Source organism: Aquiflexum balticum DSM 16537, from assembly GCF_900176595.1.
Classification (GTDB): domain Bacteria; phylum Bacteroidota; class Bacteroidia; order Cytophagales; family Cyclobacteriaceae; genus Aquiflexum; species Aquiflexum balticum.
The window spans coordinates 4,158,567-4,173,547 of record NZ_LT838813.1; the positions used below are offsets into that span (position 1 = coordinate 4,158,567).

Annotated in this window: 11 protein-coding genes; 3 read left to right on the top strand and 8 right to left on the bottom strand. The window is 38.4% G+C overall.

Annotated features, from left to right (window positions below; translation table 11 throughout):
* Nucleotides 1-82: 82 nt before the first annotated feature.
* A complete protein-coding gene (locus B9A52_RS17580) occupies nt 83-2,389 on the bottom strand; it encodes a putative monovalent cation/H+ antiporter subunit A (protein ID WP_084121709.1) in 2,307 nt (768 codons plus the stop codon).
* A gap of 243 nt (nt 2,390-2,632) precedes the next feature.
* Here B9A52_RS17580 and B9A52_RS17585 point away from each other — a divergent pair, with 243 nt between their 5' ends.
* Nucleotides 2,633-5,188: a phosphoenolpyruvate carboxylase gene (locus B9A52_RS17585; protein ID WP_084121710.1), complete on the top strand. Its 2,556-nt coding sequence runs from the start codon at nt 2,633-2,635 to the stop codon at nt 5,186-5,188.
* Nucleotides 5,189-5,243: 55 nt separating this feature from the next.
* Here B9A52_RS17585 and B9A52_RS17590 read toward each other — a convergent pair whose 3' ends face one another.
* From B9A52_RS17590 to B9A52_RS17605, 4 genes are read right to left on the bottom strand one after another with little or no spacing between them, the layout of a single operon-like run.
* Nucleotides 5,244-5,633 (bottom strand): CBS domain-containing protein, encoded by a 390-nt coding sequence (locus B9A52_RS17590; protein WP_084121711.1) that lies wholly within the window; start codon nt 5,631-5,633, stop codon nt 5,244-5,246.
* Nucleotides 5,634-5,666: 33 nt separating this feature from the next.
* On the bottom strand, nt 5,667-6,014 hold the full coding sequence (locus B9A52_RS17595) for a P-II family nitrogen regulator (protein ID WP_084121712.1): 348 nt from the start codon (nt 6,012-6,014) through the stop codon (nt 5,667-5,669).
* Nucleotides 6,004-6,783, bottom strand: coding sequence for a DUF1538 domain-containing protein (locus B9A52_RS17600; RefSeq protein WP_084121713.1), 780 nt, complete (start codon nt 6,781-6,783; stop codon nt 6,004-6,006). Before B9A52_RS17600 ends, B9A52_RS17595 begins: the two co-directional genes overlap by 11 nt.
* Nucleotides 6,784-6,787: 4 nt before the next feature.
* The gene (locus tag B9A52_RS17605) at nt 6,788-7,480 is read right to left on the bottom strand and encodes a DUF1538 domain-containing protein (RefSeq protein ID WP_231955295.1); all 693 of its coding nucleotides are present in this window, start codon (nt 7,478-7,480) and stop codon (nt 6,788-6,790) included.
* A 219-nt stretch (nt 7,481-7,699) separates the two neighbouring features.
* On the opposite strand from B9A52_RS17605, the gene B9A52_RS17610 reads away from it, so the two are divergent.
* On the top strand, nt 7,700-8,374 hold the full coding sequence (locus B9A52_RS17610) for a potassium channel family protein (protein WP_084121715.1): 675 nt from the start codon (nt 7,700-7,702) through the stop codon (nt 8,372-8,374).
* A 177-nt stretch (nt 8,375-8,551) separates the two neighbouring features.
* On the opposite strand, the gene B9A52_RS17615 is transcribed toward B9A52_RS17610, so the two are convergent.
* Nucleotides 8,552-8,962 carry an OsmC family protein gene (locus B9A52_RS17615; RefSeq protein WP_084121716.1) on the bottom strand — a complete coding sequence of 137 codons (411 nt, stop codon included), beginning with the start codon at nt 8,960-8,962 and terminating at the stop codon, nt 8,552-8,554.
* 69 nt (nt 8,963-9,031) lie between these two features.
* Nucleotides 9,032-11,515: a S9 family peptidase gene (locus B9A52_RS17620; RefSeq protein WP_084121717.1), complete on the bottom strand. Its 2,484-nt coding sequence runs from the start codon at nt 11,513-11,515 to the stop codon at nt 9,032-9,034.
* 290 nt (nt 11,516-11,805) lie between these two features.
* Between B9A52_RS17620 and B9A52_RS17625 the strand changes: the two genes are divergently transcribed.
* A complete protein-coding gene (locus B9A52_RS17625; RefSeq protein WP_084121718.1) occupies nt 11,806-12,315 on the top strand; it encodes a pyridoxamine 5'-phosphate oxidase family protein in 510 nt (169 codons plus the stop codon).
* Nucleotides 12,316-12,580: 265 nt separating this feature from the next.
* Here the strand turns inward: B9A52_RS17625 and B9A52_RS17630 are convergent, their stop codons facing one another.
* The gene (locus B9A52_RS17630; protein ID WP_231955296.1) at nt 12,581-14,977 is read right to left on the bottom strand and encodes an OmpA family protein; all 2,397 of its coding nucleotides are present in this window, start codon (nt 14,975-14,977) and stop codon (nt 12,581-12,583) included.
* Between the last annotated feature and the right edge of the window lie 4 nt (nt 14,978-14,981).

A 14,981-nucleotide genomic window follows, 5' to 3' on the forward strand; every position in this document is an offset into this window, starting at 1 on the left:
TGGTGAGATGGAACCTCGCATGTCTACAATTATTTCAGTGTATGTCGCCCCGATGGCTATCGGGGTTATGCTCGGTTTCATATCAATTCTTTTTTACTGGGTTTAGGTCTAGTTTCATCAAACTGAACACACCGATGGCCGCAATGACCAATACTACGGTTTCAACTATGGTATCGGATGCTCTGTAATCCACCAATATGATATTGACTACATTTCTTCCTTTAGCCAAGACATATGCATTGTCTGCATAGAATTTTGAGATCTCTGTACTTGAAGGGTATTCGAATACCTCCAAAACCAGAATTGCTATCAAAGACCCAAAGATCAAGGACAATATACTGTCTCTGATTCTTATGGGTTTTGAGGAATAGGTCTTGTTTTTTGGAAGCTTAAAGAGAATTAACATAAACAATAGTACGGTCAGCGTATCTATGGAGAATTGTGTCATCGCAAGATCCGGAGCGGAATAGAAGAGGAAAAAAAGACAGTTTGCAAAACCTACTACACCCAATGCTACGATTGAAGTAGTGCGCGAGGTGGATATGATTGCAATGAATATGGAAATGATCATCAATACCACCACAATAATTTCAGAGGGTGTTACCTCAGAAATCTGATCCCAATCAATATGGATTTTGACACCATTGAATATCCTGTATCCCATTAAAAAAGTTAAAAATGCCAGGATAGTAATGACATAGTTTCTCAGGTATCCATTTTGGAAAAATTTTGTCCAAAAACCTGCAAACCAACTGAAAATATTGCCAAAATCCTGAGTAAGCATTTCAGGTGAAATTCTTTCAAATCGGATGGTTTTCTGGAAATTTTTTTCCGAAGGCTGCAAAAACCAATAGATCGCAAATCCTACGGCCAAAGTCAAAATACTGAGCATCAAAGCTGTATTGATCCCATGCCAAAGTTTCAGTTCAATGACGGTCTCAGATCCGGAAATACTGCTGAAAACAGACTGGATCAAAGATTTCTCCATCAATCCGGGAAATATTCCAAATGTGAGACTCAATACGCCCAACAGCAATGGAGGAACCCAAAGTAGGGTAGAAGGCAGGTGAACTTTCTGGAATTCTTTGGGAAGGGTACCTGTAAAGGGCTTTATTCCTGCCCAAAATCCTGCTACAAAAAGCAGAATCTTTGTAAGGACAATCAGAATCGTAAGAATGATCGCCCATTGCCCCAATTGTAGGGATGCTTCGTACATGACTTCCTTGCTGATAAATCCTATCAATAATGGAACGCCCGCACTTGACAAAGCGGCAATAAAACCTGCAATAGCCACAGGCATCATTACCTTTTGCAGGCCTCTCAGTTTGCTGATGTCCCGGCTACCTGTTTCATGGTCAATGATACCGGTAATCAGGAATAGTGCTGCCTTATATAAAGCATGGGCCAAAATAAACAATGCTGCTCCCAAAAGTGCTTTATCAGTACCAATACCAATGAGAAAAACAAGAATTCCCAAGGCAGATATGGTGGAATAGGCCAGGATACTTTTGAGGTCTACCCTGAAAATGGAATGAACAGCTGCATAAATCATCGAAATGGCTCCCACAGTGACCAAAGTAACATTCCACCAATACGTATCCCCCAATAATGGCGTGAATCTTGCCAAAAGGTAGATTCCCGCTTTGACCATGGTGGCGGAATGTAAATACGTACTGACAGGAGTAGGGGCTTTCATTGCTCCCGGTAACCAAAAGTGGAATGGGAACTGGGCGGATTTGGTAAATGCACCCACAAATACCAGTCCTATGATCCAATGGTAACTGTTACTCGATTTGATGACTTCTGAAGAACTCAATAATTCAGTGAATGAGTAGGTATTGCCAACCGAAGCAAGGATAACTATTCCGGCCAAAAGGACCAAGCCCCCCAATCCGGTTATTCCTAAAGCTGTGAGGGCACTTTTCCTTGATGCGGAATCTTCATTTTTAAAACCTATCAAAAAGAAGGAACTGATACTGGTCAATTCCCAAAAGATAAACATGGTCATCAGATTGTCCGAGAGTACAACCCCCAGCATGGAAGCCATAAACATGGCCAGATAGCCATAAAATCTATCCAGATATTCATGGTCTTTCAGGTAGTTGGCTGTATACAGAAATACCAGTGAACCAATGCCGGTAATCATCAAGGCAAACAACATGGACAGTCCATCCAATCTAAAATCAAAGTTGATTCCTACACTTGGGACCCAGGAATAACTGAACATTAAATGGGAACCAAGATTTATCTGATTGATGAAACTGATGAAAAATATGAAAAGAAGGATAGGTAAAGCTGAAAAAACAAAGGGGATGGCTTTTTTGAAATATTTACTGAAAAAGGGCACTAGAGCGGCGAATATAAAACCGGAAAGCACTGCCAATATCATAGAAAAGAATTAAGAATTTAAAATTTTCATAATTTAAGAATACTAGATTTAAATATAGGAATTCTTTTTATCCTTATTGAAATTATCAACAATTGTTTGAAAAATTCAGATACTTGAAACAAAAATGAACTTTTATTAATAATTATGTAATAAAAAGGTAAATTCTTTGAAGAATTAAAGGATTATTCCTGCAATTATTTATTTATTGTTAAATTCACGTTCTTATATTCCATTAAACCTACCATGTCAAAAAACAATTACCAAACGGAAGTAGCCAAAAGGTTTACAATTTACAACAGTCTTTTTTTGGATTTGCCATTTAGTGATATCCACAGAACGGGTACTTTATTACCTATCCTGTCCAGTAAATGCCAGGAAGGTTTCGAAAAAGACAAAAACCCCAAAGAAATCATTGAGGGGTTCTTTTCTGAATTGATGTCGAACAACAATAAAGAAGAACGTCATAACTTATTGTTTAAAATGGTGCAATATGTCGAAAGACAGGTTGTTCTTTTTGACTCCATTGAAGATGCAGCTTTTGAAAAAATCCATGATGTAAAAGGCAAGGGAAGTATCAATGCCCTGATTGCAAGAGTGGAAAATGACCGGAAAAAAGAAGCTTTGATAGAAAAGCTCAAGACCTTTTCTGTCCGGTTGACCCTTACCGCGCATCCCACCCAATTTTATCCGGGCAATGTTTTGGGGATTATTACAGATTTAGAGACCGCCATTAGAGACAATAACTTAGGAAACATCAACCTTCTTTTGCAGCAGTTGGGAAAAACTGCCTTTATCAACAAAGAAAAGCCTACACCTTTGGATGAAGCAGTCAGCTTGATATGGTTTTTGACCAATGTATTTTACCAAAGCATTCCTGATATCCTTACCAAAACCCTCAATGCGCTTGAAATACCGTTAAATGACTGGGACAATCCGGGTTTGTTGAAAGTTGGTTTCTGGCCAGGTGGAGACAGAGACGGCAATCCTTTTGTGACTCATGATATCACGGTAAAAGTCGCCGAAAAACTCCAAAAATGGATCATCCGCTGTTACTACAGGGATGTGAGAAAATTGAGAAGAAGGCTGACCTTCAAAAATGTGGAACCTGTAATGATAAAAGTAGAAAATGGGCTTTTCAATTCTCTTTTTGAAGATCAGAATTATTATAAAAGCAAGGAAGATTTATTGTTTGATTTGCTCGAAGCCAGAAAAGGATTGGTTGATTTTCACGACGGTCTGTTTTTGGATCAATTGGATGAATTTATCCTTAAAGTGAAGATTTTTGGTTTTCATTTTGCCAATATGGATGTGAGACAGGACAGCAGAAAGCACGATGGGCTGTGGGATGAAATCATTGAAACCAAGCTGGGTAAAAATGAACTCAAGTCATACCATAAACTTTCCGATGAAGACAAAACAGATTATTTGTTAAATTTTGAAAAACTTCCAGCAGTTTCAGATTTGAAGGACGAATTTCATCAGGAGATGCTCAAAAGTTTTGACGCAGTAAGAGAAGTTCAAAAGAATAATGGGGAAGATGGATTGCACCGGTATATTATTTCCAATTGTCAATCCGCGCTGCACGTATTGGAGGTTTATCAATTGGCGAAATTGAATTTGCTGGATCAGGATAACATTCTTCCCTTGGATATTGTACCGCTTTTTGAAACCATCGATGACTTGGCAAAAGCTCCTGAGATCATGGAGAATTTGTATCAAAATGAAGCTTACAGTGCTCACTTGAAAAACAGAAAATTTAAGCAGACGATCATGTTGGGCTTTTCAGATGGTACCAAGGATGGTGGATATATCCGTGCCAATTGGTCTATTTTGAGAGCTAAAGAAGAACTTACAAAGATTTCCAGAAAGTATGATGTCAGTGTGGTGTTTTTTGATGGCAGGGGCGGACCACCGGCAAGAGGCGGGGGAAACATGCATAATTTCTATGCCTCTCTTGGGCAAGATGTAGAAAACGAGGAAATCCAGGTGACGATCCAAGGTCAGACCATATCAGCCAATTACGGAAAACCTGTTTCTTGTAGCTATAATCTTGAACAATTACTATGCGCGGGAATAGAAAATGAGTTATATCCATCATCCGAAAAAAGTCTGAATAAAGCAGAAAGGGCTTTGATTGATGAGATGGCTGAGGTTTCTTACCAGTTTTATAAGGATTTTAAAAGCCACCCCCAGTTTTTGCCCTACTTGGAACATGTGACCCCACTGAAATACTTTGGTCAGGTGAATATAGGATCGCGACCTTTGAAGCGGGGAAAGGATTCCGGACTCAAGTTTGAGGATCTCAGGGCTATTCCTTTTGTGGGTTCATGGGCACAGATGAAGCAGAATATTCCTGGTTTCTTTGGAGTTGGCGCTGCATTGGAAGCACTCCAAAAGGAAGGTAAATTTGAAGATGCTAAAAACCTGTATCAAGATTCTTTGTTTTTCAGGTCCCTTTTGGGCAATTCCATGCAGTCTTTGGCCAAATCTTTTTACAAGTCCACGGCCTATCTGAAAGAAAATCCCCAATATGCCGACCTATGGAATTTGATGTTCAAAGAATACCAAAGGTCTATCAAAATGCTTTTGGAGGTTTCCGGTATGGATACTTTGCTTCAGGACAATCCTACTTCCAAAGAATCCATAGCCATCAGGGAGAAAATAGTTTTGCCTGTGATTACGATTCAGCAATATGCCATACAGAGTATGTTGGAATCAGGTAAGGAAGATCCTGTCATGCAGATGTTGATTCTGAGGACAATGTTCGGAATAATTAATGCGGCCAGGAATGCGGCATAAAAAGAATCCTGACTGAAAAGTCGGGATTTTTGCTTTTTTACCAATAAAAAATTTATTAAAGCCCATGGTGAAGTAAATCAGAAAATGAAATTATGCCAATGTATTCACCGTTTTCTTCCACTGGAGCTATTTGGATTTTTGCTCTCAAAAATAATCTTGGAAAATATCGGATGTTTAAAGAAGCGGGTACAGTAATTACAGGTTTGGACATGATTTCGTATATATTGACTTCCTCAGGTTTTAAATCATTGATATAGACTTTTTTGATGATATCTCTTGAGGTGATTATTCCAAAAGCATCCTCCTGATTTCTCTTGTTTACAATTAAAACTTCAACACTTTCAGCCTTCATTTTATCAACCGCATCTTGGACAGTATCCAATCCTTCAATAAAAACCAACTTACCTGACATGATATCTTTGGCACTTTTGAAATTTGATTCCATATTTTCTATCCTTTAAAGTTTTTTAAATGATAATTATAAATACTTGCTTTTCGCTTGTTCCTTGAATTTTTCCATTTGACTTTCCAAGCCAGCTACTTTTTCTACATTCAAAACAAAAGCGATTCCTTGTCCAGGTTCGTGAAGTTCACCTGATATCCTGATAGCATCCAATATAGCATCTACAGCGTGTTCTTCCACCAGGAACATCAAAATTTCGGTCTGATCTTGAAGGGTCAGGCCAAAAAAAGATTTAGACTCTTTGGAACCACTGCCTCTTGCCGAAATAATGACATCTCCTGTGGCGCCTTCTTTCCTGGCAGCATCTACTACCTTTTCGGTGATGTTGGGCCTTACCATGGCCATGACGATTTTAAATTTCATTTTTCTCTTTTTTGATTTTGTTTCTAAATTCTGTTATCTGCGCATATCCCAATACTGTAATTATTGGAAACAAACTCGCGAATGCGATCAATCCAAATCCATCAATGGCAGGATTCCTTCCTGGCACCACACTGGATAATCCGATTCCTAAAGCCACCACTAAAGGAACTGTTACAGTTGAAGTGGTAACCCCACCTGAATCATAGGCTAATGCAATGATTCTTTTAGGAGAAAAGATTGTTTGGATCATGACAATAATGTACCCGACGATAATATAAATATACAAAGGAGTCCCTGTTACAATCCTGATTGTACCCAAGGTAAGTGCAATTGCGACCCCAATGGCTACCACTATTCTTAAGCCCCATGTGCTTATGGTACCGCCGGAGGCTTGATTAGCTTTGATAGCTACAGCTATAAGTGATGGTTCAGCTATTGTAGTCGCAAATCCAATCATAGCTGCAAAAATGTAAATCCAATAATATGCCACCCAGCTTTTTGGGTTTTCATAGGATTTAGATATGAAGATGGGTTCAGAAAGTTGTTCTGCCATTATTTGACCTATGGGGAATAGCGCTTTTTCGAGACCCATGAGGAAAAGTGCTAACCCAATAATAACCAATAATACGCCTATGACTACTTTTCTTAAATTTGGTAGATTTTGTTTCAGCACAAATAATTGAAATAATACCACTAACAAAACCACCGGGGCAACATCCCGAATAGTAAGCAGGAAAATTTCATAAAATTCTAAGGTTGTGCCGAACATAATTTCAGTTGAATAAAATCATTCCGTACAGCATGGCAAATATCATCGGGAGGAGTGAAGCAAAAGCAATTAATCCGAACCCATCCAATAATGGATTTCTTCCTTTGATCACAGTCGCCAAACCAACTCCAAGAGCAGTTACCAAGGGGACAGTGATTGTTGAAGTCGTCACTCCTCCCAAGTCGTAGGCTAGTCCTATAATTTCTTTTGGTGCAAAAATGGTGATAATCATGACCAAGATATAACCGCCTATGATTAAATAATAAATTGGCCATCCCTTTAATATCCTTAATACACCTATCAAAATTGATAATCCAACACTGAAAGCTACAGTCAGCCTTAATCCAACCGCATAGCTGTCCTTACTGCTTTGGGTGGACTCAATCAGATGAGCTTCGGCAGCTATTCTTGCAGCCTCTTGGGCTATTGCGATAAGGGCTGGCTCGGCCACTGTTGTGGAAAACCCCAATAAAAAAGAGAAAACGAGTAACCATGGTAGGCTTCCTTTTCTTGCCAACGCATAAGCCATACTCTCCCCAATTGGAAAAAGGCCCATCTCCAGTCCTTCAATAAACAACATGAGACCAAATAGCACCAATACACTGCCAAAAAAGATTTCACCAAATTGTGGGAAAGGCTGCCGTAAAATAACAAGTTGAAAAAAAGAAACTACAATCAGAATCGGTAAAAGATCCATGAATGCTGACCGAAGTTTAAGAAATACATAATTCAAAAAAAAATAAGACTTTTTAATATATTGTATGATCGCTATCATATTTGGAACCTTATTAACTTGCTAAAAAACATGTTAAGCCAAAATATAAATCAAAATCCATAAAATCTTTAAAAATGAAAAATAAATTGGTTTCATTAACAGATCTTTAAAGTTGAATTTCAAAACCACTAAGTTTAACCTATGTTTCAATATTTTAAAAAGGCGAAGAATTATTGGATTTCAGACGCTTCATTTGGCAGCCTATTGATCATGCTCCTTTTTACTGTTTTTGTATTGCCTGCGATGATTGAAAGTAAAGGGGACACCACCATTTTTCTTAATATCATGTTTTTCCTACTTTTTTTTGTAGGTATTTTCTCAGCAACCGAAAAAGGTTTTTTGATTGCCAGTATCTCCATGGTAACAATGCATTTACTTTTGAGGCTGATCCGATTTACAGACAATCCCTATGAGTTTTATTTGTTGGAAAGAATTGTGATCATTTTAAACCTCCTTTTATTGATATTCATCAATATGAGGCTACTTTTCAGAGATGAAGAAGTAAATAAATACAGAGTAGCTGGTGCCATAAATGTTTACTTATTGGTTGCTCTGGCAGGGGCATTTGGATTTGAATACATTCATTTATCAACCGGGCAATCCATTGGCGGAGATGTAATCCTGACAGGGAAAGATGAGGATTTTGGGAATTATATGTATTTCAGTTTGGTAAGTACAAGCACTGTTGGTTTTGGTGAACTTTACCCGGTAGGGATGACTGCGAGAATGCTTTCGGTGTTTCTTTCGGTAACCGGTGTCCTTTTTCCTGCTATAGTAATTGCCAAATTAGTCTCACTTGGATCTCAAAAAAAATAAACTTTATTAAATTGAAATACTTTATTGTTTGAGTTGAATCAGTAACAACTGATTGGTTTTTCTTTTTTTATGATATTTTGTATGTTTTAAAAATTGTTGATTTAATTAAATGAAAAAAAAGCTTTTGAGGTTTTTCTCCCTCAAAAGCTTCCGCATTAGACTGCTATTAATTTTTTTTCAGTTTAAAGTAGATTCAACCACAATTTCAGTATTGAGTAATTTTGAAACAGGGCAGTTTTTCTCTGCATCTTTCACCAATTCATCAAATTTTTCTTTGGAGATGTCTTTTACCTTTGCAGTCAAAACCAGTTTTGACTGCGTAATTGCTCCGTCAGCTAATGTAATGGTTCCTTCCACATGTAATTCCTCAGGTGCAAAACCTGCGCCGGTAAGATTAAAACTGAGTTTCATGGCAAAACATCCTGCGTGCGCAGCTGCAATCAGTTCTTCAGGATTGGTTCCTTTTCCATCCTCGAATCTCGAACTGAAAGAATATTGGGTCTTATCCAAAACACCTGTCTGAGTTGTTAAATGTCCTTTTCCTTCTTTTCCGGTTCCTTGCCATACGGCTGTTGCTTTTCTTTTCATTATTTATTTAAGTTAATTGGTTAAAACAATTGATTTTCGAAGTTACCAAAAAATACGTTTAACTTAATATTATTTAACCAATGCTTTTTCCCTTTGGATTTCCAGCATATCCACGGGAGGAGGGGTATTATCGCCCAACAAATGCTGCACATAATAATCTCCCATTCTCCAAAAGAAATATTCTGTCATATCCCCAAAACCATGTCTTTGTCCCGGAAGGATGATAAAATCAAAACGCTTATTGGCTTTTATCAGGGCATTGGCCATCCGGATAGTGTTGGCAGGATGCACATTATTGTCCACATCACCGGTGACCAACAGCAGTCTTCCTTTGAGGTTTTTGGCCAAATCAGGATTTCTTTCAATTTGGTAAACAAAAGTGGTGTCACCTTTTGGAGTGACAATTTCTTTTACTCCATGATGCTTTTCTGACCACCATCGGTTGTAAATATTATTCTCATGGTTTCCCGCACTTGATACCGCCACTTTGAAAAAATCGGGATAAACCAGCATGGCCGCCGTGGACATAAAACCTCCGCCTGAATGTCCGTGGATTCCGACCCGGGACTTGTCTATAAAGGAAAACCTGTCCGCCAATTGCTCAATGGTTGCTTTTTTGTCAGCTAGGCCATAATCCCTGAGATTACCATAGCCGTAGTTATGGTACCACTTAGACCTTCCGGGATGACCGCCTCTGTTACCAACAGTCACTACCACAAAACCAAACTGTGCAAGACGGTCAATTCTGTCCATGCTTCTGCCGAAGGATTTGTTTACAGCCTCGGTTTGTGGACCGGGATATACGTATTCGATAATGGGATAACTTTTTGTTGAATCAAAGTCAAAGGGCTTGTACATCACACCAAACAAGTCAGTGTAACCATCATCGGCTTTGACTTTGAAGGGTTCGGGGAATTGGTAACCTGCAGCAAACAAAGAGGATAAATCAGCGGTTTCCAGGTCCATTACTTTCCTGCCCATGGCATCAAATAGGGTGGAGGAGGGTACCGTATTTACCCTGGAGAAATTATTGACAAAGTAGGTGGTATTGTCATTGATAGAAATGCTATGGTTGAAGTTGCCGGGATTCAGCAGTGTGATTGGACCTCCGTTCAGGCTCACTTTGTATAGATGCTCATAATAAGGATCTTCTCCTTTTTCCTTTCCATTCGCCGTGAAGTATAGCACTCTTGCTTTTTCATCCACTTTAGAGATGGATTCTGAATGGAAAGGTCCTGAAGTCAGTTGACGTTTTAGGTTTCCTTTGGTATCATACAGGTAAAAATGTCCCCATCCGTCACGTTCCGACCAATGGATGATTTCAGTGCCATTGTTAATAATTTCAGGTTTGGTGATATCGATATAAGTATTGCTTCTTTCTTCTATTATTGTTTCTTTTTTTCCGTCCTTGATATTCCATCGACAGATATCAATTTTCTTCAGATCTCTCGAAGTGATGGAAAAATAAAAGAAGTTTTCATCTCCCAACCATTTGACAGGTTTAAATTCATCATCCCTGTTTTTGGCCGGAATATTTGCAGACCAGATTCCGAGAGATTGGTCTTTGAAAGTTGAAATGTCCAGTTTTGACATCTTTTCATTTCCAAATGAATAGTGGAACAGTTCCGTAACGGGCTGTTCTTTTTCCCCGGGCATGGCGTATTTGTAGGTTTCCAAGGTTGGTCTAGGGTCACGGGTATTGTGGATGACCCAAAGATCTTTGACTTTTCTTGAATCAGTCCTGCTGATGATAAATTGTTGCGACGATTCAGACCAAAGAACGCCTGCACGCTTTCGGTCATTTTTCTTTTTCTCTTCCTCTACATTGTCGTCGCCACGACCGGAACTACTGTAACCGTAGTCTTTTTCCCCATCTTCTGTAAGTTGGTGTTCGACAATGGTGCTGTCTTTTTCATCTTTAACTGCTTTGAGAAAGTTTTCTTTATCCATCCAAAAGAGGTTATCATTTTTGGCAAATACTACTTTGGAGGAATCAGGGGAAATATTGGCCCAGGCAAGTCGTTTCGCTTCCTCCTCAGGATCTTTAACTTCTGTCAATTGTTGGTTTCCAATATCGTATCTGAATACAAAGGTTTTTTTCTCCAAAGAATCCTTGGCACTAGCATTTTTTGCCTTGATTTCTGCCCAATCCTTTTTCACTATATCCTGAGAGCTTTTAATCTTAAATTGAATGGTGTTTTCATCTTCCAAAAATTTCAGATTGGTAATATCCAAGTGCTGTCCATCAAAGGGATCTTTGACAACTTTGGTAATTTCAGCTGCCAATTTATCCTTATCAAACAAACTTGTTTTGGTTTTGGTAACAGGGTTGACGATGTACCAGTTTTTTCCTTCTGTGGTTTCATATTCATACCAAAACCGGTCTGTTTTTTTCAGCCAGTGGGCATCAACATTGATGGAAAAAATCATTTTTTTCAGTTTTTCAGGGGAGAATCTTGCAGCCAATTCATAATTGCCTTTAGTATGCGGTTCTTGGGCGAATCCTTGTCCCAAAAACATTCCCAGAACCAATAGCAGGTATATTTTTTTCATATAATCGTAAAGTTTAAGAATTCGAAACTAATTGAAACTTGGTTTTTTTGGTTAACCGTCGGTGGAAAAGTGAAAGGGCAATCAAAAGTATGATATTAGCCATATGAATATCTTGATCAGGAATCATGCCTTGATGACCAATAATGAATAGGTAAAGAAAGTGGAATCATACATTCTAAAGTCCTCTGCAGGATTTTTTTAAAAAGTAAATTCTATAACATATGCAAAATACATTGTAATTATTTTAACCCAAAAGTTCTCAGTTTTGAACTCATTAAATTGAGAATAATATGGAAGGTTTAAAAAATCTAAGGAGTCAAGATGCAATTGTAAAATTAAGAGAGCTTGCCGAATCGATTGATATATGTATGTTCTGTACCAATTTGAAAACCGATGATGGTGCTTCCTGCAGACCGATGAGTACCCAAAAAGTCTGTGAAGAAGGTAATATTTGGTTTTTCAGCCCCAGAGACAGCGATAAAAACATGGAGTTAGAATGGAACAAAAAAGTACAGCTTTTTTATTCGCATCCTGGAAAAGACAGTTTTATGATCGTAAATGGAGAAGCGGAAATAATTTTAGACAAGGAAAAGATCGAAAAGTTATGGTCTCCGGTTCTCATAACTTGGTTTCAAGGAGGCAAAGACGATCCCAACATTTCAATTTTAAAAGTCAAACCTACCACGGCATATTACTGGGATACTGAGGGTAATAAAATGATTAATTTTCTAAAAATGATGGCTTCTGCAGCTACAGGTAAAAACCTTGTTGAAGGAAATGAAGGCACTTTATCTATTTAAGATTTGGTAATTCAATGAAATTTCAGCCAGGAAACCGAAATGACTTGTTCAATACACAGGACATCGTCCTGATAGCCTTGGGATTCTGACATGTTTGAAGTAGGATATCAGGTATTGATATGGAAGCGTTTAGCCATTTTCAAGATCTTGAAAAGAAAAAAAGCCTCCCATAAGGAGACTCTTTTTAGTTTTCTAACTCTTCAATTAAATTAAAAAATGTCGGGTTACTTGATCTTTAGAAAAGACCAAATAAAAAAATCAATTTTTACTTATTGTTCTGGAGTTTCAATTCTGTTCTTCTGTTCAGCTGATGCATGGCTTCATTGCAATCACCGGTATTGCAGTCATTTACCGGCTGAGTTTTGCCTAACCATTCACTTTTCATTCTACCGGGTTCAATTCCCTTATTGATCAGGTAGTCCATTACTGCTTTTGCTCTTCGCTCAGAAAGATTCATGTTGTAGGTTTCATTGCCTCTTTGGTCGGTGTGTCCGGTGATATTGAGTTGGAGGTTAACCAACCTCTGAAGCATCAGACTGACGCGTTCCAATTCCTTTTTATGGATATTGCGAAGAGAAGCTTTATCAAAATCAAAATAGATAGTCGGAATTTCATGGTTCATGGCCTCAAAAAGATCTATCGGATCACAGATATCTCTACCCATAAATTCCGTAGGCAAATCATATTGCCTGTTTTTGTCCGAGAAGGCTTCTAATACCAATTCACTTCTTCTGTTCAATTGATGTTCCGTTTCGGGGCATGGAATACCATCTCCACAATCATTGATAATCTTTTCTTCTCCGAACCATTCCAGTCTTACCCTCTCTTTGGGTATATCATATTTGGATAGGTATTCGCTTACTGCATCAGCCCTTTTTTGGCTAAGGATATCATTATACTCTTTGGATGCCCTTGCATCGGTATGGGAATTGACCAGCAAATCAATAAATCCATATCGTTGCATGAGTCCACCGATTTTGTCCAATGTGGGTTCCGCATCAGGCCTTATAATTGATTTATCCAGGTCATAATAGACGATATCGGCATAAATCGGCAAGTTGTAAGGAATGGGTGCAAGTCGGTATTCTCTTTCCAAAATCTCTCCATCAAATCCTTTTGTAGAAAGGGTATTGTCCTGAATATTGAAAAAACCTTTTTTACTGATGGACAGGCTAAAGTCTGTATCCAAGGAAAGTTCTGCGGTTAATTCAGATTTTTCATTTCGGGAAGTAGGGATTGGGTTTGAAGTGTTTCTTTCTGTGATTTTGGATTCAAACTCTTCAGTAATGACGTTTCCATCACAGTCAATTACCCTTGCGATCAATCGCTTATTAAGATCTTCGATGAGATAAATATCATCCATTCCCATTCCTCCAACCCTGTCCGAGGATAAATACCTTTTACCATTTGGTGAAATATAGAAAGCAAAATCATCTCTTGAAGAATTAAAGGGGAGGCCCATATTCGTAACTTTTCCAAGATTGCCATTTTGATAATCTGAAATGAAAATATCCATTCCACCCAGACCCAAATGGCCTTTAGACGAGAAATAAAAATTGCTTCCCATTCTGGACGGATGGGTTTCGTCCTTATCGGTATTGATGTCCGGACCTAAATTGACGGGCTCGCCAAAATTTAATTGATCATCATAGGTGACATAGTAAAGGTCAAAACCACCAAATCCGCCTGGTTTGTCAGATGCATAATATATTCTTTTGGCTTCCTCATCTACAAAGGGAGTCATTACTCCGTACTCGGTTATGTTGTTGATAGGGAAAGGCTTACTATCCGTAAATTGTCCATTTGTGGAAATATTGCTGAAATAGATTTCAGGATGAACCGAAAAATCTAATCTATTCTTAATTTTTCTGACATTTCTGAAAACTGTGTAGAATAAAATATTTCTGCTTTCCATCAGACTTGGATCTGAATATTGCAAGGCATCAGCTATATCAGAACTGATTTTGGAAATATCACCTGCAGTGCTGAATCGATAAATCCCAAAATACTCCATGTCATTGAAATCACTTTTTTCCTCACTGAAAAGGCTGTTTTTGGCATCCAACCTTACACCGGGCTTGTTTGACTCAAAGCTGGAACCTCTATTGCTGGAGAAATATTTATTATCCAAAGTATCTGCTGTGATCCCATAGTCAGAACCTTGACTGTTTAAATCAGATAGCGGAACCAATTTTACATTGGCTTGTTTTTTCTTCAATTCTTTGAGCTGATTGAAATCTATTTCCGGAAAATCAAACTCAGAATAGGGGCTTCCTGCGAACAATTCCTGGACATTGGGGTCAACCTCAAATTTCATTGCAGCTTTGAGGTATTTCAAATAATCTTCTCTGGTGGATTCTTCATGACTCACCACGGTTTTCCACCATTTGAAGGAGTTTTCGTAATCCTGAAGATTCTGGAAGGATTCGGCCGCCAATACTGCTGTACTGTATTTCGCCTTTCTCTCATAAGCCTGAGAATAAAGCGTTGCTGCCTGGGAATAATTTTCAAGAGCATATTGCTTTTCCGCAAATCTCAATAAGGAGTTTTGGGCCTGTAAAGGCAGGTGGACAAGTCCACCTGCCATAGCCAAAACAATTACCAACAAAAAATTTCTTTTGATCTGATCCATCTTGGATATTCTTTTTAGAGTTAGAGTCATATTC